Source organism: Zunongwangia sp. SCSIO 43204, from assembly GCF_019904275.1.
GTDB classification, from domain to species: Bacteria; Bacteroidota; Bacteroidia; order Flavobacteriales; family Flavobacteriaceae; genus Zunongwangia; species Zunongwangia mangrovi.
In genome coordinates, this window is the sequence record NZ_CP063204.1 from 2,642,501 (window position 1) to 2,665,903 (window position 23,403).

A 23,403-nucleotide genomic window follows, 5' to 3' on the forward strand; every position below is an offset into this window, starting at 1 on the left:
CAGTAATAAAATCTTTAAACTCTAGCCAAAACATTTCTAGTTGATGCATATTTTCAGCAAAAAAACTCTTAACCTGTGGCCAATCATTTCTGTTAGTAATACTTACTTTATCTTCTAGTTGTACGTAGATTCTTGAAACGCTTTTTCCTTCAGGTAATTCATACTCAGCATCAAATACGATATCAGGCAGGTATTCAGATTTCAGTAAATTTTTTAGAGATTCTAGTTTTTCAAAATAATAGGATTGAATAATTTCATCTTCAGAATCAACATCTAAAGATACCATTGCTGTTTTTCTGGTAAATGTAAATTTTAGTTGAATTTGCTTAACTTTGGTGTTATAAAGAATCCATTTTCGTGAATATTCCTGTCCAAAGCTTGTCCAAAATTCCTGTCTAATTTTTTTACTTTCTTCTTTACTGAACATAAATTACATAAAATAAGCTAGTAGAATTCCCAAAATAATTACGCATAATTTCGAGGCATTAAATTTATGATCTTTAGAAGCTTCGAATAAAATAGTAGTTGATATGTGTAAAAATACGCCTATAACTACTGCATTTATATAGGCGCCGTAATTTTGTATGGAATCGAATTGAATTTTTAGAAAACTTCCGATTGGGGTCATTAAAGCAAATAGAAGTAAGAATAGAGCTGCTTTAAATTTTCCCAGTTTAGAATTGAACAAAAATATACTTAGAATAGCTGCTACTGGTATTTTATGAATTGCAACACCATATAATAGATGAGAGCTCTCACTTAGAGGAAAACCTTCTAATAAAGAATGTATTCCCAAACTAAATAAAAGCATTATGGGGAATTGTTTAGAATTTGGATCATGGTGCATATGACCATGCTCCAATCCTTTCGATATAAATTCTAATATGATCTGGAATAATAGACCTAACAAAATAAAGACGCCTATCTCTTTTCCTTTATTCTCGTAAACTTCTGGAAGTAGCTCAAAAACTGTTACAGATAGTAAATATGCACCACTAAAGGATAATAGAAGTTTAAAACTTGTGGACGATGATGGTTTTAGAAATTTTGCAATTAAATAACCTAGTAATACAGCTAAAAGGGGTAAAATAAATATCATCAATCGTTTCCTGTTAATTATGGCGCTGCTTAGTCGATCTTTTTACTGAATGATTTCAGAAAAAATTAATTTTTTAACCAATTAAGCTAAGGTTATTATTTGCTGCGAAAATAACGTAATTTTGCCATTCTTTAAAAGATGATCGAATATGGATGGTAACTTTAAAATGATAGCGAAAACTTTTTTTGGTTTTGAACCAATCTTGGCAAAAGAGCTTAGAGATTTGGGTGCAATGGATGTGAAAGAGGGGAATAGAATGGTAAGTTTTGTAGGTGACAAAGGTTTTATGTATAAGGCTAATCTTTGCCTGCGTACGGCTATAAAGATCTTAAAGCCCTTTGCTGGTTTTAAAGTATTTTCAGAGGAGGATTTATACAACAATATTAAAAAGCTAAATTGGGATGAAGTTTTAGATGTTAATGGAAGCTTAGCTGTGGATGCTACATTACATTCTGAAGTATTTACCCATTCAAAATATATCTCTTTAAAGACCAAAGATGCTATTGTAGATCGTTATCGAGAGCAATATGGTAAACGACCTAATGTAGATTTAAAATTTCCAGACTTACGAGTAAATATTCACATCGAAAAAACATGGTGTAATGTCTCATTAGATACCAGTGGAGATTCGCTGCATAAAAGAGGATATCGTACGGCCACCAATATTGCTCCTATAAACGAGATTCTTGCTGCTGGTATGATATTGAAGTCAGGTTGGAATGGCCAGTGTGATTTTTTGGATCCTATGTGTGGTAGTGGAACCATTCCTATTGAAGCAGCTATGATTGCGTGTAATATTCCTGCAAATATTAACCGAAAAGAGTTTGGGTTTGAACGTTGGAAAGACTGGGATGAAGATTTATTCGAAAAGATAGAAGCTTCCATTCTTAAGAAAGTTAAAGATTTTCATTTTGAAATTCTTGGGTATGACAAAGCGCCATCTGCAGTAGAAAAAGCAAAGGACAATGTGAAGAATGCCAATCTTTCAGAATTTATAAAAATAGAGCGAACAGATTTTTTTGAAACTGAAAAAAGAAATGATCGCCACCTGCATATGGTTTTCAATCCACCATACGGAGAAAGATTGCAGGTAAATATTTCAGAATTCTATAGGAGAATAGGTGATACATTAAAACAAAGTTATCCTGGGACTGAAGCCTGGTTTATCACTTCAGATGATGAAGCTCTAAAGAACGTAGGTTTAAGACCTTCACGCAAAGTGAAAATGTTTAACGGAGGTTTAGAATCTCGTTTTTTGAAATATGAAATTTATGAAGGTTCTAAGAAGCGAAAAAAGCAATTCTAATTTTTAGCCTTTCTGAAAATAGGAATTAGGTAAGAGATAGAGTATCCGTAGCCAATTCCAAAATTACTATCGTCGAACGTACGCCCAAAACCGGGTATGGTAAGATTATCGAAACCATCGGGCGTAGTTTGGCTTAGTCTACGTTTAAGCTGAACGTTAGCCGAAAGATATAGATTTTTCAGCACTTCAACTTTAAAGCCGGCCATCAGTTCGATCCAACTTGCAGTTAAACCTGAAGTTTCTTCACCGTTAAACCTTATATCATCGTTAAAGTAATCATTAGTGGTGTATATACGATACTCTTCAATATCCTGGCTAAAGGTCGAAAATCCGTAGCGTAGACCTGCAAATACGATATTTTGCATGCCTTCCCAGTTTTCATAAGCATTGTAATTAGCTCCTATCTTTATAAAGCTTCCTGAGGCGGAAACTCGAATATAGTCTTCGCCAAAGGGTAGTGTTTCATTACCAATCTCGGCCGCCAGATAATAATTATCATAGATTCTCATATCGGCTTCAAGCATAAAGCCTGTGTAGTCTTCATCTAATGCGGTTCTGGCTAATTTACTTAGGTCAATTCCCACACGTAAGCCATACTTTTCTTTGTACACGGTATCGGCTTCCGCAGCTATTTCAGCAAATTCTTCTTCCTGATTCTGTGCAGACAAAATATTAGTGCTCAGTAAAAAGAGTAGAAGACTAAAAACTAGTGCTGATTTTATATAATTTCGGACTGTTTTTTCAGGCATTATTCAAAATAGATATTTAAATGTGCGGTTATGGCATCTTCATCATCTTCGTCTGCATTTTCAAAATTATCTGAAACGACATCATCGACTAAAAATTCCATCCTGGTGATCCATCGATCGTCTTCGCCCCCGTCTGTGATGTAATCTATATTCAAATAGTTTACTTTAAATGAACAAGCTCGGTTGATATATTCTTCTTCTGGATCGTAATTAAACTCGATAATATCTGTATTGGTCTCTAGATTATCATCTTCATCTTCTACAACCTCACCATTTTCATCATAAATAGGGCCGTTATATACAAATTCATACTGAGTTGAATTTTCGCCTGTTCTTAACGGAAGTCGTATACTTTGGCTATTCTCGCGATATAAAACCAGATCTAGTGGATCTCTTCCTGCTTCACGAACCGTTAAGTTAACTGAAGTTCTCGGCTCCCGAGTGGTAGCATCAAAGAAATTGATTACTAACATAGGAGTTGTATCTACTGTTTCTGGGCAAATGTCATCCCTTTGGCATCCTGCAAAAATTACCAGGATGAAAATCGATAAAATTAAATGACTTTTATAATTAGTAAACTTCATTATTTTCTTTCTAAACAAACCACATTTTCAACATGAAATGTTTGTGGGAACATATCGACAGGCTGCACCTTGGTTACCTTATAATATTCGTCTAGCAAAGCAAGATCTCTTGCTTGTGTAGCCGAATTACAACTTACATAAACGATTTTTTCTGGTAATATTCCTATAATTTGAGCGACCACGTCTTTATGCATTCCGTCTCGTGGTGGATCTGTTATTATAACGTCTGGATGGCCATGTTTATTGATAAAGTTTTCAGTAAAAACTTTTTTCATGTCTCCAGCAAAGAATTCGGTATTTGTTATGTCATTTCTTTCGGCATTTTCAATCGCATCACTAATCGCTTCAGGAACTGCCTCAACACCAATAACTTTTTTAGCTTGTTTTGCCACAAACTGAGCGATAGTTCCTGTACCTGTATAAAGATCGTAAACTAATTCATCTCCTTTAAGATCTGCAAATTCTCTTGTGATCTTATAAAGTTCGTAAGCCTGGGCAGAATTTGTTTGGTAAAATGATTTGGCGTTGATCTTAAATTTAAGACCTTCCATTTCTTCGAAAATATGATCTCTACCTTTGTAACATATCACTTCCTGATCGTAAATTGTGTCATTTCCTTTGTTATTGATCACGTACTGTAATGAAGTGATCTCTGGGAATTCTTCAGCCACGGCATTTAATAGCAATTCTCTAGCATCCCTATCTTCTTCAAAAAACTGAATAAGAACCATAATTTCACCAGTGCTAGTAGTTCTAATCATTAGAGTTCTAAGTAGACCTGATTGTGCTCTGGTATTAAAGAATGGGATTTCATTTTGCGTCGCAAAAATCTTCACAAAATTTCTTATCGCGTTACTAGGGTCTTCCTGAAGGTGACATTTCTTAATGTCTAAAATTTTATCCCACATTCCTGGAATATGGAAACCAAGCGCATTTTTATCGTCAAAATCTTTACCACTTTGAATTTCTTCTAAAGTCAACCAACGGCTATCACTAAAAGAGAATTCCATTTTATTACGATAAAAATAAATTTCCTTACTGCCTAAAATTGGGGTTATTTCGGGTAATTCTATTTTCCCTAGACGCTGAAGATTGTTTGTAACTTCCTGTTGTTTATATTCAAGTTGATATTTATAATCCATAAACTGCCATTTGCAACCACCACAGGTCCCAAAATGTTGGCAAACAGGTTCTACTCTTTTATCTGAATATGAATGAAAATTTATAGCTGTACCTTCAAAATACGACTTACGTTTTTTGGTAGTTTGCACGTCGATTACATCACCAGGTACGGCATTATTTACAAAAATTACTCGGCCATCTGGTGACTTGGCAATGCTTTTTCCTTTAGCACCGGCATCAACAACTTCAACAGCTTCAAATAGCTTATTTTTATTCCTTCTTCCCATATCGCAAAAATAGAATAATTGCAGGATTAATGGTGGCTGTCATTAAAAAAATCAGGAAACATTTAGTAAATTGCGAAAACATTAAAAATGGATGATTTCTCTCCTAATCTGTAAGAGCAGAACAAGAAGGAATTGTATATATTAATGATTAAAATTTGAAAAAGAAATGCCATTAACAGAAATTAATTCATCACAACAAGCTATCGAGTTAGAAGACAAGCATGGTGCGCATAATTACCATCCGTTACCAGCTGTACTAAGTAGAGGAGAGGGCGTGCATGTTTGGGATGTAGAAGGAAAAAAATATTATGATTTTCTTTCGGCATATTCTGCAGTTAACCAGGGACATTGTCATCCAAAAATTGTAGAGGCATTAAATAAACAAGCGGCTACTTTAACTTTAACTTCAAGAGCATTTCATAATGATGTGCTTGGTCCCTTTGAAAAATATGCTACAGAGTATTTTGGGTTTGATAAGTTGTTGCCAATGAATACTGGTGCAGAAGCGGTAGAAACTGCTATTAAAGTTGCCAGAAAATGGGCTTACGAAACTAAAGGAGTAAAAGAAACTGAGGCTGAAATAATTGTTTGCGAAAATAATTTCCACGGAAGAACAACAACGATTATTTCTTTTTCTAATGACGAGGAAGCACGTAGAAATTTTGGACCGTATACACCAGGATTTCAAAAAATACCTTATGATGATATCGATGCATTAGAAAAGGCACTGAATGAAAATAGTAATATAGCAGGATTCTTGGTAGAGCCAATTCAGGGTGAAGCCGGAGTTTATGTGCCTTCTGAAGGGTTTTTAAAGAGAGCAAAAGAGTTATGTGAAAAACACAATGTTCTATTTATAGCAGACGAAGTTCAAACAGGAATCGCCAGAACTGGGCAATTACTGGCAGTAGATCACGAGGAAGTAAAGCCTGATGTTCTTATCTTAGGGAAAGCAATTTCAGGTGGGGTATATCCTGTCTCTGCTGTTTTAGCGAATAACAATGTGATGGATGTGATCAAACCAGGTCAGCATGGTTCTACTTTTGGAGGTAATCCACTTGCTTGCGCAGTTGCCCACGCAGCATTAGAGGTAATAAAGGATGAAAAATTGGCCGAAAATGCAGAAAAGTTGGGAGGTTTATTCCGTAGACTTTTTGATGATTATATAAGAACTTCTAATATTGTTGAATTAGTAAGGGGTAAAGGCCTTTTAAACGCAATTGTAATAAATGATTCTCCAGATAGTTCGACAGCCTGGGATATTTGTGTTGCTCTGAAGGAAAATGGTTTGTTAGCAAAACCTACTCACGGTAATATTATTCGTTTTGCACCACCTTTAGTAATGAATGAAGAACAACTTAGAGATTGTGTAGATATCATTACAAAAACTCTAAAAGAATTTGAGAAATAAGAATCAAATAAGATTAAAAAAATCCCCGGTTTTTCCGGGGATTTTTGATTTATAGCAGTTTAGAACTTATGATGTATTATAATCCTGAACTATATATCTCTCTTTGCATTTCCATCAAGCCTTCTATTCCGCCGGCAGAAATAAGTGCAATTATTCCAGAAATAAATGAAAGTGCACTAAGCACTAAACCAATAATACCTAGAATACGACCGGTTTTTACATTTTCGTAACCTGTATAAAGTTCTGGATTCGCATAGTAAAGTTCTTTCGCTTTATTGGCTAATACGATGGCTAAAATTCCAAATACAATTCCGAATAATCCATAGCAACAACAGCCTATAATAGATAATATTCCGAAAACTAAAATGAGTGTGGAATTAGGTAATTTTTCTTTCATGATTGATTAATTGGTTAGGTTATAAAATTGGCTCATTTTGAAAACATACGAAATAATCATTACCGATGCATTCAAAAAAATAAAAGCGATCTTAACTTTAAAATCGCCTTTAAACTTATATTTAATATTGATGATCAAGAAAATCGCAAAAATAACTAAGGTGTAAATTGCAGGATACATTAGAAAAGCCTCTTTGAAATTACCCTGAAAAAGTAAAATTGCAGCTCTTTGCCCACCACAACCATAACAATCTACACCCAGAAGTGTCTTGTTAAGGCAAGGAAGCATATATTCTTCGTAACCGGTATTAATTTTTAACTGTTATTTTCTTGGTTACTGTTCTATTATCTGCGGTATTGATCTGAACAATATAAATAGCATCTCTAAGATTAGAAGTAGAGAAGCTGAAATCTTTTTCAGACGTTGAAACATCCTTGCTAATTACGGCTCCAGCATTCAAATTGTACACCGAAATATGTTTTACCTGTACGTTTTGTGGAACTAATACCTGTAAGCGACCTTCGTTATTGTTTTGGAAAACATCAATTGAAGTAATAAATTCTTCTTCTGCGGTTGCCTGAACCTTTTCTTCTTCGGTTGGTTGATCATTTTCAAATGCAATGAAAAAGCGATCTTTAAAATCACCATTTAATTGTACTTTGTAATGTTCTTTTTTTATATCGGTGTATCGATTATTTTCAGAATCGTATAAAAAGATGTTTTCGTTTTCGAGATTTTCATTTTGAACAATAAAAAAATCTACTTCCATGTTATTATTTGTAATCAAATTAACAGGTATTAATTCATCTCTTCTAAAGGGTTTATAATTAATCACATATTCCTGATCATCGATATTCCATGCTGCATCACTTGATAACTTACCATACATGGCAGCATCCATGGCTCTATCATAACCGTTAGTAGCCCTGTCGCTAAATGCTAAAACTAATTGTCTAGTATAAGTGTCATTAAATGATATATTGAGCCTCAATCTAAGAGCATTATTTTTTTGAGGTATGATAATAGAAGAGTTTTTAGTTTGATTGGCTAAAGGAGTTTGAGATTTTTGACTTGATTTCAATTCTAATTCAGGCTCATAAACTCTATACTTATTACTAAAAACAATATTTCCACCTCCATTATCTCCCACTACCATAAAACCTTGTGCAATTGGAATATTTTGTTTTAAAAGATTTTTACCTTGATTGTTTGTATTTCTTTGGTATGTACCATTACCATTGTACTTAGCAAAAACCGCTCTAGTATAAACCCCAGAATCATTGCCATCTCCGGGAGCATAGTAGCCGTAACCTCCTTCGTATTCATTTAATTGATGAGAATTCACATTTTCTTTACTATCCCAGAAATATGCAATTCCAGTAATTTTGTCGTTTTCTATCAAAAACTTCTGGAGATCTAATGATGAAGGATAAGGGTTTCCAATTAAAACTGAATTACCTTCATCAACCCATACCTTGATATCTCCGTTGTTAGGGAGACCTCTAAAATCATATCTTTGTGCACTTCCAGGATTGTTTGGTACTCCATTTACAATATCCGATAAATTATCATCGTTAGTCCCTTTCATTGAAAACCCAAAACCAGGTTTTATTTTCTCGACATCATTTCCGACATGTTCCCAATTACTATAACCAGTTCCTCTAAAAATATACAACCATCTTTTTGAAATGGTTAACGGTAATGCCTGCCCGTTAAGACCGGAAGTGAAATTAGCTTTATTACTTAATGTTTTAGTTTTAGGTTCATAAATAATTTGCTTCCAGGTTTTATTCTCCGTACTTACAGGTAAAGACCAATAATTATAATCAAAAGCATTTGAAGTTCCTTCTTGAAAGACAGAAAGGTAACCGTCCCCGGAACTTTTAATGGTATCCCCCTGAAGTAATTGAGCTTCATTTCTTAAATAGATACTGGCTTCTGTAGAACCTGTACTATTTTTCTTAAGTTTAATTCCTTTATTTACGTACAATATTTCATCATTAACATAAACATAACTGTCACCATTGCTAGACGGTGAAACAAATAAGTCAACCTGTGCATTCACAAGCATCGGAAAGATTAATGCCAATATTATGTAATATTGCTTCATAATTAAATTAAATTTGCATGCAAAAATAGTTCAATTTTCCTTTTAATATACGAAAATTTTTAAAAATTAGACTAAAGGCTTAAAAAAAAGATGAAAAAGAACAAGTCGCAAATGCTTAATACTCTTATTATTATAGTTGGTGCTGTTATTTTGATCTACGGAATGTCAGTTGCCGATGATACGCCTTATGCGAAGATCATTGGACTGGTGATTTTGATGTTCGGTTTATATCGCGCAACTCAATTCTGGTCGGCTACCAAAGATGATTATAAAAAAGAACAGGAAAACGAAAACGAGTAATGAAATTTGCAGTAGGAGATAGCGTCCAGGTGATCGATGATGATATCGAAGGTGAGATTGTTGAAATTCAGGGTGATATTTTAACGATTGAAACTTTAGATGGATTTCCTATGAAGTTTCCTACGAAGGATCTGGTTAAAATACAACAAGATGTAGAGCCATTACTAGAGCTGGAGAGTGATACTATTGCCGAAGCACTTCAGGAAAAAGAACACTTCAGAAAAAATAAAAAAAGAGCCTCGAATAAGAAAAAGGAAAAGCAAATTCCGCCAATGGAAGTCGATTTGCATATCGAAAAATTACTTCCTTCGAAAAAAGGTCTGTCTAATCATGATATTCTTACCAAGCAATTAGATACGGCACGAGGTCAATTAGAATTTGCCATCCGAAAAAGAATCCAGAAAATAGTTTTTATTCACGGTGTAGGCGAAGGGGTATTAAAAGCTGAACTAGAATATCTTTTTAGTAGATACGAAAATGTGAAATTTTACGATGCCAACTATCAAAGATATGGATTAGGAGCTACTGAAGTTTATATTTTTCAGAACCCCTAATCCCTAATTATTTAGTCCCTGATTAAAGTTTTTATTTCACGAGGCTTGTCTCGAAATTGAGAAAATTTTCTCCTATTACCTCGAGGGCTTGGCCTTAAGTTCAGGTTTTATTCTACTTCAGTTTCTTCATCATCTTCTTCTGTATCTACATTTCTTTCATAAATGATGGTATACGAAGAATTATAGCTTCCCATTACGAAGGCAACATTAGTATTGATATCTGGCGCATTTCCATCACGGTCTCTTAAGCTAAATCCAGAGATTGTAACTTCTGTAATCACACTACGCTGAATTTCATTTTCTATATAGGTAGGATTGTCAAAATCTCGTTGAAATTCACTATTTAGATAATCTGGAATTCCATCCTGTTGGTCGTAATTTAAAGGATTCAAATACTGACCTTCATCCAGGTTTGCTAAGTCGTTACCATTTACCTCATTTCTTGTTGGTACACCGTCACCATCGTCATCTGGATCAAGGTAATCTGGAGTACCATCACCATCTGTATCTAAGAAACCAAATTCTTCCCAAGATCCTTCTTCAGGATTTAGTTCATCTTCGGTAAGTACATTATCGCCATCATCGTCTATATCAAGATAATCTGGAATTCCGTCGCCATCGGTATCCAACATTTCAGCATCGGTTAGATTTGGATCAAAACCTTCTACATTATTAGGAACTCCGTCTCCATCGGTATCGTCTGTTTCATCAAGGTTATCGGTATATGCAACGCTAATGGTAACTGTACCCGCATTTCCACTAATAAATTCCTGCACAACACGAGGTGTGCTTGGCGGTACCGAAGAACAAAAATAATCACTGTCTATTGGTCCATCATAGATTCTGTAAATTAAGCGATTATTATCATCCAAATTAAATGGGTGATCTCCAATTTCAGAAATTAAAGCTCCATTTACCGTATCATTTATTGGCCCCGTAGCATCAAGAATCAGTGAAATACTTTCGTAAACACCATCATTATTTACAGCGAATATTACTTTTTCATCTAATCCACAAACATCAAGTTCGGCATCTTCAATAGCAAAATCGGTTACCACAATATCTCCATCATCACAAGAGAACATTAAGAGCGCAAGGCTTAAAACGCCTAATATCTTTTTCATAAAAAAGCTTTTGAACAAAAATAGAAGTTTTATAGATTTTCAACGGAGCTTCTTTAAAATTATTTTAAATACCACTACCTTTGTCCGCCATGGAAAAAGTATATTTAGACTCTGCCGCCACAACGCAAATGCGTCCTGAAGTTATAACTAAAATAACTGAAGTGATGCAGGATAATTATGGAAACCCTTCATCAACTCATAGTTTTGGGCGTTCTGCTAAATCGTTAATTGAGAAAGCGAGAAAGACGATCGCAAAACAGTTAAATGTTACTGCTGCTGAAATAATTTTTACTTCCGGCGGAACTGAAGCCGATAATCTTGCGCTAAACAGTGCTGTGAGAGACCTTGGTGTAAGACGTATAATAACTTCGGAAATTGAGCATCATGCCGTTTTATATTCAGTAAATCAACTGAAAGATTGTTTTGACATTGAAGTTGAATATGTTAATCTTACTGCGGAAGGTGAAGTTGATCTAAAGAATCTGGAAAATCGTCTTAAGAACTCTGATGTTAAAACGCTGGTAAGTTTAATGCATGTAAATAATGAAGTAGGGAATAAGCTTGATCTTAAAAAGGTAGCCTTACTTTGTAAAGAATATAAAGCTTTATTTCATTCAGATACGGTACAGTCTATTGGTCATTACGAGATCGATCTGCAGGAAATTCCGGTAGATTTTACTGCAGTGAGCGCACATAAATTTCACGGACCTAAAGGTGTTGGTTTTGCTTTTATCAGAAAAAATAGTGGTCTAAAACCGCTAATCTTTGGGGGAGAGCAGGAACGTGGTTATCGGGCAGGTACAGAAGGTCTACACAATATTGTAGGTTTAGAGGAAGCATTTAAACTGGCTTATGCAAATCTTGAAGAAGAAAAAGCTTATACTACAGCTTTAAAATCTCATTTTATCGAAGCGCTTAAAAAAGAAATTCCCGGAGTGAAATTTAACGGGAAATCTGGTGATTTAGATAAAAGCACCTATACCTTGATTAATGTAAATCTTCCGGTAAGTGAGGAAAAAGCTTTAATGTTGTTGTTTCAGCTGGATTTAAAAGGAATTGCCTGTTCTAAAGGTAGTGCCTGCCAAAGTGGAAGCGATAAAGGTTCGCATGTTTTAAATGCTTTCCTTTCAGAAGAAGATTTAAAAACCCCTTCCATTCGTTTTTCATTTTCAAAATATAACACCAAAGAAGAGATCAATTATGTGGTAAAAACACTTAAAGAATTTATCGAATCTTAACTCGATAATCGAGTTTTAGTAAATTATCTCGAGACAAAATTCGGAGTATTATAAACTTTGGTGGTACCAATAAAAACGCCTCGCAATTGCGAGGCGTTTTTGGTTATTTTAAAGATCAATTTTTTCTGAAGAATTTGGCTTCGTAAGTTGTGGCGTTTCCAACATTATCGGTGACAATTAGTTTGAAATCATTTTCGGTTTCAGAGACTACTCCATCAGAAAAATCGTGCGTTAGTGTATTGTTTTTGTATTCATATTCCATTAGAATCCATTTGCCGTTTACGGTTGCTCTAAAACTTTGGATTCCGCTTAGATCATCACTAATTTTTACTTTTAAATCACTATTTCCTGAAATCCACTGGCCGTTATAAAAATTAACCGGTCTTACTGAAGGTGGATTAACATCTGAAACTAGCGTATATTCTCCAAAACTGCGTGTGCCGGTGGTAAAACGAGTTGGTTTCTTGTAAGTTGTGGAATAACTAGGACGACCGTATTTGTTTAACCTGGCCACAAACATTTTTTCCTTTTCTTCAGTCGGGATATCGCTTACATCAAAACCAATGGTCATGTTTTTGTGTAATGGCACATCGTCATGATGCACTTTTACCGTGTCTCCCATAAATTCGATATCTAAAAATGTATCGTAATACAATGCATTTTTAGGAATGTAAATGTCTATTCCGTTTTCTTCAATAGAAAAAGTCTCATTGTAATTAGTAAAGTAGTCGGTTTTCACGTCATCTTTCGGGGTGATCTCACCAGAGAAATTACCTTTGATTGGGATTCTAATCGTTTTAGAGTTTCCTTTAAAATCGTTTACTTCAACCACGTAATTATAATCCAATCCATCTTCAATATCTAATTTTCCTTCATTTACAACACCCTTATAAATACTAAGCGGATTATTACTTTCTTTGAATAATTTCTGAACTCTTTTTCTGTGATTCGAGTAATATTCGTAATCAATAAGGAAATTCAGATATCTGCTTTCAGCAAAAGAAAAACGCTGAAAATCTAAGTTCATCACCGGACTTCCGTTTAAGGTAGCTTCAATTTTATAAACTCCATTTTTATTGGGAGCAAGACTTTTTTGATCTACAGTTGAAATTCCGAAGCCAATTTCTCCACAAGCTTCCACTGTATTGGTGCTATAGGAACCATCATTCTGCGGAATTAAACGTAATTTTTGTCGATTAGCCGAATTGTTTACATGAGCACCTTCGCCAATAGGATAAGCAAATAATCCATCTACAATAGGATCTCGAGTATCCTGAATATCAATACCAAACATTTCAGGGTTCATTGGTCTCTGGCTGCCGTCCCGAATTTCAAAATGCAGGTGTGGGCCGCCGCTACCGCCGGTATTTCCGCTATAAGCAATTACTTCTCCCTGATCAACCTGTAATTCAGCAGCGCCGGGAAACAATTCGATTTCGTAAGATTCTTTATTGTATTGGCGTTCTTTCAGGTATTCTTCGATTTTTGGTGCTAACTTTTTCAAGTGACCATAAACGGTGGTGTAGCCATTTGGATGTTGTACGTATAAAGCTTTTCCGTAGCCATAATGCTGAATTTTGATTCGGCTTATAAAACCTTTCGCTGAAGCTTTTACTTCTAATCCCTGCCGTCCCTGTGTTTTAATATCTAATCCTGCATGAAAGTGATTAGACCGTAATTCGCCAAAAGTTCCAGATAAAACTAGGGGAATATCAAGTGGATCTTTAAAATAATCCTGAGGGACATTATCGATCTGTGCATTAGCTACCAGGGAAAAAAGGCCAAGAAAAAGGCTGAAAAATCGCTTCATAAATCGTCAAAAATCATTAAATTCTACTTGCGTAAAGGTAATCAAACTTCGTGCAAAATTAAATCACTATAATTTAGAAAGTTAGAATTTATAAGGCTTAAAAACGAAAATTGAAATAAAAAATCATTGCAAATTTAAAACGGTATGTTAACTTTGTAAGGATTAGTATCGAGTTTGACTTTTATGAGCGAGATCACCGAAATTGTTGATAATCTTGAAAATAGGATTAGTAAGTTACTGCACAGGCACGAGTTGCTTAAGCAGGAAATGCAATCACTACAACAGGAATTAACGGCGGTTCGATCTGAAAATAAGTGGCTAAAGGGCGAATTGGAAAATTCGAACGGCCAGATAAAAGATCTAAAAGCAGCAAACGCGATGCTTGGCAGTAATGATTATAAAAAGGAAACTAAGCTTAAAATAAATAGTCTTATTAGGGAGATCGATCAATGTATCGTTCAGTTATCTGAATAAATGTAGATGGAAGACAAGCTTAAAATAAAGATTTCGATCGCAGACAGGGTGTATCCCTTAACAATCAATCCTAAACAAGAAGAGGGATTGCGTAAAGCTGCAAAGAAGATCGAAGCCATGATTAAGCAATTTGAGCAAAGTTATGCCGTAAGGGATAAGCAGGATGTTTTGGCCATGTGTGCCTTACAATTTGCAGCCCAAACGGAACAAAAAGATATAGATAAAAGCGAGGAAATGCAAAAAGCAGAAGACAAGTTAAGATCACTTAACGAATTATTGCAAAAGCATATGGCCTCATAACGTTCTTTAAATAAAACTAAGGTTACTGCCTGTATTAGTTACTTTTTGATAAACTCAACAGATAATTCTTTAAAGAGGGTGAGTCTAAGTTGTAAAAGCGCGCCGTTCCCGTTTGGGACTACGGATTCTTGATCAGCTTGTTAGCCCTAAACTTGATTTTAAGGAGTTTAAACAAAACAACGACTAATACAGGCTTTTTTTTTATATAAACAATAAGTATGGATATAATAATATTTGCGATAGTAGGAGTAGTTGTTGGGCTTGGTATTGGTTTTGCCATTGCTAAATCTTTGGAAAAGAAGAAAGCCTCGGGCACTATTCAGGAAGCTGAAAATAGAGCTTCAGGAATTATAAAAGAGGCAAAAAATGAAGCCGAAAGTATTAAGAAGGATAAAATACTTCAGGCTAAAGAGAAATTCATCGAATTAAAGTCTGAGCACGAAAAAGTAATTCTTGCCAGAGATAAGAAAATTGGTGATGCAGAAAAACGTACTCGAGATAAAGAATCTCAGGTTTCTAGTGAGCTTTCTAAAAATAAGAAGTTAAATAAAGAATTAGAGAACAAAAGTAAGCAGCTGGAAGACCAGATCGCAGACTACGAACATCGTAATGATTACCTGGAGAAAAAACAGGAAGAGATCGATAAATTGCATAACAGTAAAGTACAGCAATTAGAAGTGATCTCTGGCCTTTCTGCTGAAGAAGCGAAGTCGCAACTGGTAGAAAGCCTTAAAGACTCTGCAAGAGCTGATGCCATGGCTTTAATTCAGGATACGATTGAAGAAGCAAAACTTACCGCACAGCAGGAAGCTAAAAAAATCATCATTAACACAATTCAGCGAATAGGTACAGAAGAAGCCGTTGAAAACTGTGTTTCTGTATTTAATCTTGAAAGTGATGATGTAAAAGGTAGAATTATTGGTCGTGAAGGTCGTAATATTAGAGCACTAGAAGCTGCAACTGGGGTAGAAATTATCGTGGATGATACTCCTGAGGCAATTATCCTTTCTTGCTTCGATTCTGTTAGAAGAGAGGTGGCAAGATTATCTTTACATAAATTAGTAACAGATGGTCGTATTCACCCAGCTCGTATTGAAGAAGTAGTGAAAAAGACCAGAAAGCAGATCGAAGAAGAAATTATCGATATAGGAAAACGTACTGTGATAGATCTTGGAATCCACGGTTTACAACCAGAATTGATTAAAATGGTTGGTAGAATGAAGTATCGTTCTTCTTATGGCCAAAACTTATTGCAACACTCTCGTGAAGTTGCAAAACTTTGTGGTGTGATGGCAGCAGAATTAGGTATTAATCCAAAATTAGCGAAACGTGCCGGACTTCTACACGATATTGGTAAAGTGCCAGAAACCGAAACTGAAGTACCTCACGCAATTTTAGGTATGCAATGGGCAGAAAAACATGGTGAAAAAGCAGAAGTTTGTAATGCTATTGGTGCTCACCACGACGAGATAGAAATGAACTCATTACTTTCTCCAATTGTTCAGGTTTGCGATGCAATTAGCGGTGCAAGACCAGGTGCCAGAAGACAGGTGTTGGATTCTTACATTCAACGTTTAAAAGATCTTGAAGAAATTGCTTTTGGATTTGGAGGCGTTAAGAAAGCTTATGCAATCCAGGCGGGTAGAGAATTACGTGTAATCGTAGAGAGTGAAAAAGTGAACGATGAAAAGGCAAGTAACTTATCTTTTGAAATTTCTCAGAAAATTCAAACAGATATGACGTATCCTGGTCAGGTTAAAGTGACCGTGATTCGTGAAACAAGAGCAGTAAATATTGCAAAATAATTAATGCTAAAATTATATAATCTTGGACTAACTTTTATGTCAGATTTTTAATAGCGCTTATAAAAACAAAAATCCCCGGAATTTCCGGGGATTTTTGTTTCAAGATGTTACTTCAAATTATTCATCGTAAATATTGGAGTACGAGTTTCCTTCAGTAACAAAGAATTCTCCTGTAACATATCTAAAATGATCGTCTAGTTTATCGATTTCAGCAAGATCATCTTCATCTAATTGATATCCAGAACTCGCAAGATTTTCTTTAATTCTTCCTTCATTCGTAGATTTTGGGATTACAGCCGTTCCTCTTTGTACAGCCCAGTTAATTAAAATCTGTCCTGCAGAAGCTCCGTGTTTTTTAGCGATCTTTACTATTGTTGGATTTTCAAGTAAGCTTGGTTCGTCTTCAGCTTTCATGGCATCAGAACGATCTCCACTTCCTAATGGGGAATAAGCAGTAACATTAATCCCATTTTTACTGCAGAATTCCAGAAGATCATTTTGATGAAGATAAGGATGTAATTCTACCTGAAGTGCTTCAGGATTTTCACTAGTTTTACTTATTAGGTCTTCTAATTTTTCTTTACTGAAGTTAGAAACACCAATATGTTTTACCAAGCCCTGCTTTTTGGCTTCAACCATGGCTTCCCAGGTTTCGATAATTGGTACTTCTTCTAATGAATAAAATTCATCATCACTTTCTGGAAAACCAACTCCTTTTTTAAAAGCTACCGGCCAGTGAATTAAATATAGATCCAGATAATCTAATTTTAGATCCTTAAGACTTTGTTTTAAAGCCGGGATCACATCTTCCTTTTTGTGCGCATCATTCCAAAGTTTAGAAGTGATCCATACTTCTTCTCTTTTTATCTTACCTTCAGTAAAAACCTTTTCAAAAGCTTCACCAACTTCATTCTCGTTACCATAAGTGGCAGCACAATCTATATGTCTATAACCGCTATTTAAAGCGATTTCTACTGCTTTTGCAACTTCTCCTTTACCAGATTTCCAGGTACCAAGACCTATTGTTGGTTGTTCATCACCATTCTTATACTTAAGTGTTCTTAGTGGTTTCATAGTTTATAGTTTTTCTCGAAATTAATCAGAGTAACAGGCAAAATAAACTAATAACTAATGTTTAGCAGAAATTTAATAGTAGTTCTTAACCTACGTTAAGTTTTCTTTGGATGATATTTCTCCAAAACTTCCCGAAGATAGGTTCTATCTACGTGCATATAGATTTCTGTAGTGGTAATACTTTCGTGACCTAGCATTTGCTGTATGGCTCGCAGATCTGCTCCGTTTTCTAAAAGATGTGTAGCAAACGAATGCCTAAAGGTATGCGGACTAATCTTCTTCTTAATGTTCGCTTTTTCTGCCAGCTGTCTAATAATAGTAAAGATCATCGCGCGAGTTAACTGGCCGCCTCTTCGGTTTAAGAATAAAGTGTCACTGGCCTCAGGTTTTGCATCCTGGTGCGATCTTACTTCATCTTTATAAATATTGATATATTTTATGTTGTAATCTGAAATGGGTACAAAACGCTGTTTATCGCCTTTACCGGTTACTTTTATAAAGCCTTCGTCAAAATAGAGATCTGATATTCGAAGATTGGTTAATTCTGAAACTCGTAAACCACATCCATAGAGCGTTTCTAGAATAGCACGGTTTCGTTCACCTTCATTTTTGCTGAGGTCGATGGCAGCAATAAGCTCATCTATTTCTTCTACTGAAATTGTTTCAGGTAATTTTCTGCCAATTTTCGGGGCTTCAATAAGATCTGTAGGATTATCTTCTCGATAATCTTCAAAAATAAGATAATTGAAGAAACTTTTTAATCCTGAAATTAAGCGCGCACGCGATCTTGCGTTTAGCTCTTTTGCTATTTCGTATAAAAATAATTGAAGCGTTTCCTGATCAATTGTAAGCGGAGTTGTATAAATGCCTTTAACTTTTAAAAAATTAATTAGCTTGATTAGATCCAGTTCATAACTGCTAATCGAATTAATTGAAAGTCCGCGTTCTAACTTTAAATAGGTAAGGTAATCCTTTAAAATTTGCTCCCATTTCATGTGTTAAAGATACAATTTAAGGTGGTTTAAACTTAGTAATACTTTAGCCTTTGCTAAGTTTTCTTTAAGAAGTGCGTGCATACATTTGCCCCTGTAATCAAAAACAAAATGTTATTATGAAGAAGTCAATTTTAATTATTGCTTTAGTATTATTTGGAGCGACTACTATGAGTGCTCAGGAAGCGTGGAATTTTGGTATTAAGGGTGGTGTGAACTTCGCAGATTTTACCGGGGATGATTTTAGTTCAGATAATTCCAGAACAAGCTTCAATGTAGGTTTACTTGCAGAAATTCCAGTAGTTAATGGATTTTCAATCCAGCCAGAGGTTTTATATTCAGGACAGGGATATGAGATCTTTGAGATCGATCAGGAAAATTTTGCTGATACAGACGATAATGTGGAGTATCAACTAGATTATGTAAGTGTACCAGTTTTAGCTAAGATCTATTTAGTAGATGGATTAAGTGTACAAGCAGGTCCTTCTTTTAACTTTAAAGTAAATGAAGAAATCGATTACCAACCATTAACCGACGGTGGAGACATTGATAATCCATATCCAGAAGCTCAGGATTTTGAATTTGGTGGTGCAGCAGGTATCGAGTACAAATTCAACAACGGATTCTTTATCCAGGGTAGATATACTTATGGGTTTTCTGAAACTTTTGAAGATGCAGACGTACATAACTCAGTATGGCAAGCAGGTGTAGGTTTTATGTTCTAAAAAACTGAAAAACCAACTACAACTAACTAACCAAATTATGAATTAAAGCGGAAGATTTTTCTTCCGCTTTTTTTATACCTTTACTTTTCCTCGATGTAAATAGGATTTTTTAACGAATACATCATAGGATTAACTAGTGGTATTCTAATTATATAAAGCATGAAATTACTGATCATCAACGGGCCCAATCTCAATCTTTTAGGAACTCGTGAACCTGAAATTTACGGAAATCAGACCTTTAAAGAATATTTTAATGATCTGCAGAAAAAGTTCGATAGTGTAGAGCTTTCTTATTATCAAAGCAATATCGAGGGGGAACTTATCGATATGCTTCATGATGCCCGCAAAGAATTTGATGGTGTAATTTTAAACGCTGCAGCATATACGCATACTTCAGTGGCTATTGCAGATGCCATTAAAGCGATCGAAACTCCGGTTATCGAAGTGCATATTTCCAATACACACGCTCGTGAAAGTTTCAGGCATAAATCCTTTTTATCGCCGGTGGTAAAAGGCGTAATTTTGGGATTCGGACTCAAAAGCTACGATCTCGCGATACAAAGCTTTTTATAATTTGGGTCGAAATTCGATAATTTCAGCATTAATTTAATTCGAGATTCCTTCAGATAAAGAAGGAATTTTTCATTTTCAATTCGGTATGAAAAAAGCCTATTTAAATTGGAGTAGTGGCAAAGACGCTGCTTTTTCTTTATATAAACTTAAGCAGGAAGACGATTTTGAGGTCGTTAAGCTATTTACTGCAATTAATACCGATGTAAACCGAATTTCAATGCATGGTGTGCGTGTAGCATTACTAGAAGCTCAGGCAAAAAGCCTTGGCTTGCCTTTGCAATTGGCTAAATTTTCTGGAAATGTTTCTATGGAAACTTATAATGAAGTTATGGAAACCGAAACTAAAAAACTGAAAGCAGAAGATATCGAATTTGCATGTTTTGGCGATATATTTTTAGAAGATTTAAAAGAATATCGAGATGCGCAGCTGGCAAAAGTCGGTTTAAGCGGAGTCTATCCGCTTTGGAAAAAGAACACCAAAAAATTAGTTGAGGATTTTATCGAATTAGGCTTTAAAGCGATTGTTGTTTGTACTAATGCGAAATATTTGGACGAATCTTTCTGCGGAAGACTGATCGATCATCAATTTCTGGCCGATTTACCTAAAAATGTAGATCCATGTGGTGAAAATGGCGAATTTCACAGCTTTGTTTTCGACGGACCAATTTTTTCTGAAGCTATTAATTTTGAAATTGGAGAAAAAGTCCACCGAACTTATCAAAAAGCAGAAGAAGGCGAAGATAATTGCTTTACAGATGAAGAAACCAATTGGGACACTGGATTTTGGTATTGTGATTTACTCGATTTGTGATGAAACACTAATCATAATTTTCTAATCTGAAATTATCTAAAATAGAAGAACAACCTTCAACTTAAAAATGAATAAATTATTTATAATCTTAAAAAAAGTCTTTTTCGTCTTACTATTTACCATTCTTATTTTAGGAGTTTTTGGATATGTTTACTTATACGTGCTTCCTAAAGGTCCAGAGGTTACCGAAGTAGAAAAACTGAAAACAGGCACCGATTCTTTTGTGATGTATGCTTATAAAACAAATGAAAGAAGATCGATAAAAGTCTGGACGTATAAACCTGAGAATTGGAAGAATAATGATAGAATTATTTTTGTAATGCATGGCGGAGGTAGAAATGCAGACGATTACCTGGATGCCTGGAAAAATATAGCTGAAGAACAGAATATACTGGTTCTAGCACCTGAATTTGCCAACAAATTTTCAAAGTATACCACCAACGATTATCAGGAAGGTAATTTATTTACCTTTTTCGGAACGACTAATCCTAAAGAAGAGTGGGCATATACAGTAATAGAAAATATTTTTGATCACGTAAAAGAAACTAACGACATTAAAAATGAAAGTTATGATCTTTTTGGGCATTCTGCCGGCGGCCAATTTGTACATCGTATGATCCTGCTAATGCCAGAAGCCAGAATCAATAAAGCAATCGCAGCAAATGCCGGATTTTATACTCTACCAATCAAAGATTTAAAATATCCTTACGGATTAAAAAATACTCAGATTTCTTTTAATACTATTCAAAAGTCTTTTGAGAAACAATTAATCGTTCTTTTAGGAGAAAATGATAACGATCCAAGCCTTGGAAATTTTAGAGAAACAGAGCTAGCCATGCAACAGGGTGGACATCGCTTAGCGCGAGGTTCGTATTTTTATAAAACCGCTTCCAATTTAGCAGAAAAAGAAGGATGGTTTTTTAACTGGAAAATTGATACGGTTTATAATGTTGGTCACAACTACAGAGAAATGTCTCAGCAGGCAGTTAAGTATTTCGAGAAATAGTATTCTGCAAAATAATTACATGAAAAAAGCCCTGAAAATATCGATTTTCAGGGCTTAAATTTTTTATAGAATCAAAATCAAAAAGTCTATACTCTATGTTCTAAATTCTATTATCTGTTTTAGATATGGATCACTTCATCATAAGCAGCAGCAACAGCTTCCATTACCGCTTCACTCATTGTTGGGTGAGGGTGAACTGCTTTTAATACTTCGTGTCCTGTAGTTTCTAGTTTTCTACCAAGAACCGCTTCTGCGATCATATCGGTAACACCGGCACCAATCATGTGGCAACCTAACCATTCACCGTATTTAGCATCAAAGATTACTTTTACGAAACCATCAGATTTTCCGGCAGCTTTAGCTTTACCAGAAGCAGAGAATGGGAATTTACCCACTTTAATTTCGTAACCAGCTTCTTTAGCTTGCTTTTCAGTGAAACCAACCGAAGCTATTTCAGGAGTAGCATACGTACAACCAGGAATATTTCCGTAGTCTAAAGGCTGTACGTTCATTCCTTTAATTTTTTCAACACAAATAATTCCTTCCGCAGAAGCAACGTGAGCAAGCGCTGGGCCATGTACTACATCACCAATTGCGTAAATTCCGTCTTTATTTGTTTTATAGAAATCGTCTACTACGATCTTATCTTTATCGGTTTTGATTCCTAATTCTTCAAGACCAATATTTTCAATATTTGTTTTAATTCCAACTGCAGAAAGTACGATATCAGCTTCTAAAGTTTCTTCACCTTTTTTAGTTTTAACTTTCGCTTTAACGCCATCGCCAGAAGTATCAACGCTCTCTACAGAAGAGTTTGTCATTACTTTAATACCAGCTTTCTTAACGCTACGCTCAAATTGTTTAGAAACATCCTCGTCTTCTAAAGGCACAAGATTTGGTAAGAATTCTACGATCGTAACCTCGGTTCCCATCGAGTTATAAAAATGAGCAAACTCGACCCCAATCGCACCACTACCAACAACGATCATTTTCTTTGGTTGTTTATCCAAAGACATAGCTTCACGATATCCAATAACTTTTTTACCGTCTTGTTTTAGGTTTGGCAATTCACGAGAACGAGCACCAGTTGCAACGATAATATTATCTGCAGAGTATTCTGTCTTTTTATCTTTAGCATCGGTAACTTCAACCTTTTTACCAGATTTTAGTTTACCGTATCCTTCGATAACATCGATCTTGTTCTTTTTCATAAGGAATTGTACTCCCTTACTCATACCACCGGCAACATCACGACTTCTTTTAATTACAGCACCAAAATCCTTATCTGGATTCTCTAATTTTAAGCCGTAGTCTTCTGCATGTTTAAGATAGTCAAAAACCTCTGCACTTTTAAGCAATGCTTTTGTTGGGATACATCCCCAGTTTAAACAAACACCACCAAGGTTTTCTTTTTCCACAATAGCTGTCTTAAAGCCCAATTGTGAAGCACGGATCGCAGTTACATAACCACCCGGGCCACTACCTAAAACAATGATATCGTATTTACTCATATTTAGATTTTTTTTAAACAAAAAATAGTTCCTGCGAATTT

The 23,403-nt window shown here is 35.1% G+C and carries 25 protein-coding genes and 1 other RNA gene (1 of these 26 running past the window's edge); 13 read left to right on the forward strand and 13 right to left on the reverse strand.

What is annotated here, in order from left to right:
- Positions 1-427, reverse strand: the 5' portion of a protein-coding gene (locus INR75_RS11690; RefSeq protein WP_223088948.1) for a DUF4268 domain-containing protein. The gene continues 5 nt to the left of window position 1, outside the view; only the first 427 of its 432 coding nucleotides appear in the window; it begins with the start codon at positions 425-427; the stop codon falls past the left edge of the window.
- Between the two features lie 3 nt (positions 428-430).
- Positions 431-1,099 carry a ZIP family metal transporter gene (locus tag INR75_RS11695; RefSeq protein ID WP_223091915.1) on the reverse strand — a complete coding sequence of 223 codons (669 nt, stop codon included), beginning with the start codon at positions 1,097-1,099 and terminating at the stop codon, positions 431-433.
- A gap of 148 nt (positions 1,100-1,247) precedes the next feature.
- Between INR75_RS11695 and INR75_RS11700 the strand changes: the two genes are divergently transcribed.
- On the forward strand, positions 1,248-2,405 hold the full coding sequence (locus INR75_RS11700; protein WP_223088949.1) for a class I SAM-dependent RNA methyltransferase: 1,158 nt from the start codon (positions 1,248-1,250) through the stop codon (positions 2,403-2,405).
- On the opposite strand, the gene INR75_RS11705 is transcribed toward INR75_RS11700, so the two are convergent.
- Genes INR75_RS11705 through rlmD form a run of 3 tightly spaced genes read right to left on the reverse strand, consistent with a single transcriptional unit; the run spans position 2,402 to position 5,147 of the window.
- Positions 2,402-3,154: a DUF6048 family protein gene (locus INR75_RS11705; protein ID WP_223088950.1), complete on the reverse strand. Its 753-nt coding sequence runs from the start codon at positions 3,152-3,154 to the stop codon at positions 2,402-2,404. The two genes, INR75_RS11700 and INR75_RS11705, sit on opposite strands and share 4 nt — an antisense overlap.
- Positions 3,154-3,738 carry a DUF6452 family protein gene (locus INR75_RS11710; protein ID WP_223088951.1) on the reverse strand — a complete coding sequence of 195 codons (585 nt, stop codon included), beginning with the start codon at positions 3,736-3,738 and terminating at the stop codon, positions 3,154-3,156. The genes INR75_RS11705 and INR75_RS11710 overlap by 1 nt, the downstream gene beginning before the upstream one ends.
- A complete protein-coding gene (gene rlmD / locus INR75_RS11715; RefSeq protein WP_223088952.1) occupies positions 3,738-5,147 on the reverse strand; it encodes a 23S rRNA (uracil(1939)-C(5))-methyltransferase RlmD in 1,410 nt (469 codons plus the stop codon). Before rlmD ends, INR75_RS11710 begins: the two co-directional genes overlap by 1 nt.
- Before the next feature lie 166 nt (positions 5,148-5,313).
- On the opposite strand from rlmD, the gene rocD reads away from it, so the two are divergent.
- Positions 5,314-6,558: an ornithine--oxo-acid transaminase gene (gene rocD, locus INR75_RS11720; RefSeq protein WP_223088953.1), complete on the forward strand. Its 1,245-nt coding sequence runs from the start codon at positions 5,314-5,316 to the stop codon at positions 6,556-6,558.
- A 76-nt stretch (positions 6,559-6,634) separates the two neighbouring features.
- Here rocD and INR75_RS11725 read toward each other — a convergent pair whose 3' ends face one another.
- Genes INR75_RS11725 through INR75_RS11735 form a run of 3 tightly spaced genes read right to left on the reverse strand, consistent with a single transcriptional unit; the run spans position 6,635 to position 9,065 of the window.
- Entirely contained in the window at positions 6,635-6,958 is a 324-nt protein-coding gene (locus tag INR75_RS11725) for a CCC motif membrane protein (RefSeq protein ID WP_092544294.1), read from the reverse strand.
- A gap of 3 nt (positions 6,959-6,961) precedes the next feature.
- The gene (locus INR75_RS11730; RefSeq protein WP_223088954.1) at positions 6,962-7,243 is read right to left on the reverse strand and encodes a DUF2752 domain-containing protein; all 282 of its coding nucleotides are present in this window, start codon (positions 7,241-7,243) and stop codon (positions 6,962-6,964) included.
- 19 nt (positions 7,244-7,262) lie between these two features.
- Positions 7,263-9,065 (reverse strand): T9SS type A sorting domain-containing protein, encoded by a 1,803-nt coding sequence (locus INR75_RS11735; protein ID WP_223088955.1) that lies wholly within the window; start codon positions 9,063-9,065, stop codon positions 7,263-7,265.
- 90 nt (positions 9,066-9,155) lie between these two features.
- Here INR75_RS11735 and INR75_RS11740 point away from each other — a divergent pair, with 90 nt between their 5' ends.
- Positions 9,156-9,365, forward strand: coding sequence for a hypothetical protein (locus INR75_RS11740; RefSeq protein ID WP_223088956.1), 210 nt, complete (start codon positions 9,156-9,158; stop codon positions 9,363-9,365).
- A complete protein-coding gene (locus INR75_RS11745; RefSeq protein WP_223088957.1) occupies positions 9,365-9,919 on the forward strand; it encodes a Smr/MutS family protein in 555 nt (184 codons plus the stop codon). The genes INR75_RS11740 and INR75_RS11745 overlap by 1 nt, the downstream gene beginning before the upstream one ends.
- Positions 9,920-10,026: 107 nt before the next feature.
- Here the strand turns inward: INR75_RS11745 and INR75_RS11750 are convergent, their stop codons facing one another.
- Positions 10,027-11,043 carry a hypothetical protein gene (locus INR75_RS11750; protein WP_223088958.1) on the reverse strand — a complete coding sequence of 339 codons (1,017 nt, stop codon included), beginning with the start codon at positions 11,041-11,043 and terminating at the stop codon, positions 10,027-10,029.
- A gap of 89 nt (positions 11,044-11,132) precedes the next feature.
- On the opposite strand from INR75_RS11750, the gene INR75_RS11755 reads away from it, so the two are divergent.
- A complete protein-coding gene (locus INR75_RS11755; protein WP_223088959.1) occupies positions 11,133-12,281 on the forward strand; it encodes a cysteine desulfurase family protein in 1,149 nt (382 codons plus the stop codon).
- A gap of 115 nt (positions 12,282-12,396) precedes the next feature.
- Here INR75_RS11755 and INR75_RS11760 read toward each other — a convergent pair whose 3' ends face one another.
- Positions 12,397-14,091: a M23 family metallopeptidase gene (locus INR75_RS11760; RefSeq protein WP_223088960.1), complete on the reverse strand. Its 1,695-nt coding sequence runs from the start codon at positions 14,089-14,091 to the stop codon at positions 12,397-12,399.
- Positions 14,092-14,274: 183 nt separating this feature from the next.
- On the opposite strand from INR75_RS11760, the gene INR75_RS11765 reads away from it, so the two are divergent.
- From INR75_RS11765 to rny, 4 genes are all read left to right on the forward strand, one after another.
- Positions 14,275-14,565: a hypothetical protein gene (locus INR75_RS11765; RefSeq protein ID WP_092544310.1), complete on the forward strand. Its 291-nt coding sequence runs from the start codon at positions 14,275-14,277 to the stop codon at positions 14,563-14,565.
- Between the two features lie 6 nt (positions 14,566-14,571).
- Positions 14,572-14,865 carry a cell division protein ZapA gene (locus INR75_RS11770; protein WP_092544312.1) on the forward strand — a complete coding sequence of 98 codons (294 nt, stop codon included), beginning with the start codon at positions 14,572-14,574 and terminating at the stop codon, positions 14,863-14,865.
- Between the two features lie 52 nt (positions 14,866-14,917).
- A non-coding RNA gene (ssrS, locus tag INR75_RS11775) (6S RNA) lies at positions 14,918-15,034 on the forward strand.
- A gap of 49 nt (positions 15,035-15,083) precedes the next feature.
- Positions 15,084-16,670 carry a ribonuclease Y gene (gene rny / locus INR75_RS11780; protein WP_092544314.1) on the forward strand — a complete coding sequence of 529 codons (1,587 nt, stop codon included), beginning with the start codon at positions 15,084-15,086 and terminating at the stop codon, positions 16,668-16,670.
- A gap of 117 nt (positions 16,671-16,787) precedes the next feature.
- On the opposite strand, the gene INR75_RS11785 is transcribed toward rny, so the two are convergent.
- Together INR75_RS11785 and xerD are read right to left on the reverse strand one after the other, a co-directional pair.
- Complete coding sequence (locus tag INR75_RS11785; protein WP_223088961.1) at positions 16,788-17,744, reverse strand: aldo/keto reductase; 957 nt, start codon at positions 17,742-17,744, stop codon at positions 16,788-16,790.
- A 95-nt stretch (positions 17,745-17,839) separates the two neighbouring features.
- Positions 17,840-18,739, reverse strand: a complete 900-nt coding sequence (xerD, locus tag INR75_RS11790) for a site-specific tyrosine recombinase XerD (protein ID WP_223088962.1) — start codon at positions 18,737-18,739, stop codon at positions 17,840-17,842.
- Positions 18,740-18,855: 116 nt separating this feature from the next.
- On the opposite strand from xerD, the gene INR75_RS11795 reads away from it, so the two are divergent.
- The 4 genes from INR75_RS11795 to INR75_RS11810 all read left to right on the forward strand — a co-directional run bounded on the left by INR75_RS11795 (position 18,856) and on the right by INR75_RS11810 (position 21,851).
- The gene (locus INR75_RS11795; protein ID WP_223088963.1) at positions 18,856-19,461 is read left to right on the forward strand and encodes a porin family protein; all 606 of its coding nucleotides are present in this window, start codon (positions 18,856-18,858) and stop codon (positions 19,459-19,461) included.
- Positions 19,462-19,620: 159 nt separating this feature from the next.
- Entirely contained in the window at positions 19,621-20,034 is a 414-nt protein-coding gene (gene aroQ / locus INR75_RS11800) for a type II 3-dehydroquinate dehydratase (protein ID WP_084842827.1), read from the forward strand.
- Between the two features lie 85 nt (positions 20,035-20,119).
- On the forward strand, positions 20,120-20,845 hold the full coding sequence (locus tag INR75_RS11805) for a diphthine--ammonia ligase (RefSeq protein ID WP_223088964.1): 726 nt from the start codon (positions 20,120-20,122) through the stop codon (positions 20,843-20,845).
- A 67-nt stretch (positions 20,846-20,912) separates the two neighbouring features.
- The gene (locus INR75_RS11810; RefSeq protein ID WP_223088965.1) at positions 20,913-21,851 is read left to right on the forward strand and encodes a S9 family peptidase; all 939 of its coding nucleotides are present in this window, start codon (positions 20,913-20,915) and stop codon (positions 21,849-21,851) included.
- 119 nt (positions 21,852-21,970) lie between these two features.
- Here INR75_RS11810 and lpdA read toward each other — a convergent pair whose 3' ends face one another.
- On the reverse strand, positions 21,971-23,362 hold the full coding sequence (gene lpdA / locus INR75_RS11815; protein ID WP_223088966.1) for a dihydrolipoyl dehydrogenase: 1,392 nt from the start codon (positions 23,360-23,362) through the stop codon (positions 21,971-21,973).
- Positions 23,363-23,403 lie beyond the last annotated feature (41 nt).

Bases quoted from the DNA above. Each gene is read 5' to 3' on its own strand.
- INR75_RS11695 (WP_223091915.1), bottom strand. From the start codon at position 1,099: ATGATATTTATTTTACCCCTTTTAGCTGTATTACTAGGTTATTTAATT.
- INR75_RS11700 (WP_223088949.1), top strand. From the start codon at position 1,248: ATGGATGGTAACTTTAAAATGATAGCGAAAACTTTTTTTGGTTTTGAA.
- INR75_RS11705 (WP_223088950.1), bottom strand. From the start codon at position 3,154: ATGCCTGAAAAAACAGTCCGAAATTATATAAAATCAGCACTAGTTTTT.
- INR75_RS11710 (WP_223088951.1), bottom strand. From the start codon at position 3,738: ATGAAGTTTACTAATTATAAAAGTCATTTAATTTTATCGATTTTCATC.
- rlmD (WP_223088952.1), bottom strand. From the start codon at position 5,147: ATGGGAAGAAGGAATAAAAATAAGCTATTTGAAGCTGTTGAAGTTGTT.
- rocD (WP_223088953.1), top strand. From the start codon at position 5,314: ATGCCATTAACAGAAATTAATTCATCACAACAAGCTATCGAGTTAGAA.
- INR75_RS11730 (WP_223088954.1), bottom strand. From the start codon at position 7,243: ATGCTTCCTTGCCTTAACAAGACACTTCTGGGTGTAGATTGTTATGGT.
- INR75_RS11735 (WP_223088955.1), bottom strand. From the start codon at position 9,065: ATGAAGCAATATTACATAATATTGGCATTAATCTTTCCGATGCTTGTG.
- INR75_RS11740 (WP_223088956.1), top strand. From the start codon at position 9,156: ATGAAAAAGAACAAGTCGCAAATGCTTAATACTCTTATTATTATAGTT.
- INR75_RS11745 (WP_223088957.1), top strand. From the start codon at position 9,365: ATGAAATTTGCAGTAGGAGATAGCGTCCAGGTGATCGATGATGATATC.
- INR75_RS11750 (WP_223088958.1), bottom strand. From the start codon at position 11,043: ATGAAAAAGATATTAGGCGTTTTAAGCCTTGCGCTCTTAATGTTCTCT.
- INR75_RS11755 (WP_223088959.1), top strand. From the start codon at position 11,133: ATGGAAAAAGTATATTTAGACTCTGCCGCCACAACGCAAATGCGTCCT.
- INR75_RS11760 (WP_223088960.1), bottom strand. From the start codon at position 14,091: ATGAAGCGATTTTTCAGCCTTTTTCTTGGCCTTTTTTCCCTGGTAGCT.
- INR75_RS11765 (WP_092544310.1), top strand. From the start codon at position 14,275: ATGAGCGAGATCACCGAAATTGTTGATAATCTTGAAAATAGGATTAGT.
- INR75_RS11770 (WP_092544312.1), top strand. From the start codon at position 14,572: ATGGAAGACAAGCTTAAAATAAAGATTTCGATCGCAGACAGGGTGTAT.
- rny (WP_092544314.1), top strand. From the start codon at position 15,084: ATGGATATAATAATATTTGCGATAGTAGGAGTAGTTGTTGGGCTTGGT.
- INR75_RS11785 (WP_223088961.1), bottom strand. From the start codon at position 17,744: ATGAAACCACTAAGAACACTTAAGTATAAGAATGGTGATGAACAACCA.
- xerD (WP_223088962.1), bottom strand. From the start codon at position 18,739: ATGAAATGGGAGCAAATTTTAAAGGATTACCTTACCTATTTAAAGTTA.
- INR75_RS11795 (WP_223088963.1), top strand. From the start codon at position 18,856: ATGAAGAAGTCAATTTTAATTATTGCTTTAGTATTATTTGGAGCGACT.
- aroQ (WP_084842827.1), top strand. From the start codon at position 19,621: ATGAAATTACTGATCATCAACGGGCCCAATCTCAATCTTTTAGGAACT.
- INR75_RS11805 (WP_223088964.1), top strand. From the start codon at position 20,120: ATGAAAAAAGCCTATTTAAATTGGAGTAGTGGCAAAGACGCTGCTTTT.
- INR75_RS11810 (WP_223088965.1), top strand. From the start codon at position 20,913: ATGAATAAATTATTTATAATCTTAAAAAAAGTCTTTTTCGTCTTACTA.
- lpdA (WP_223088966.1), bottom strand. From the start codon at position 23,362: ATGAGTAAATACGATATCATTGTTTTAGGTAGTGGCCCGGGTGGTTAT.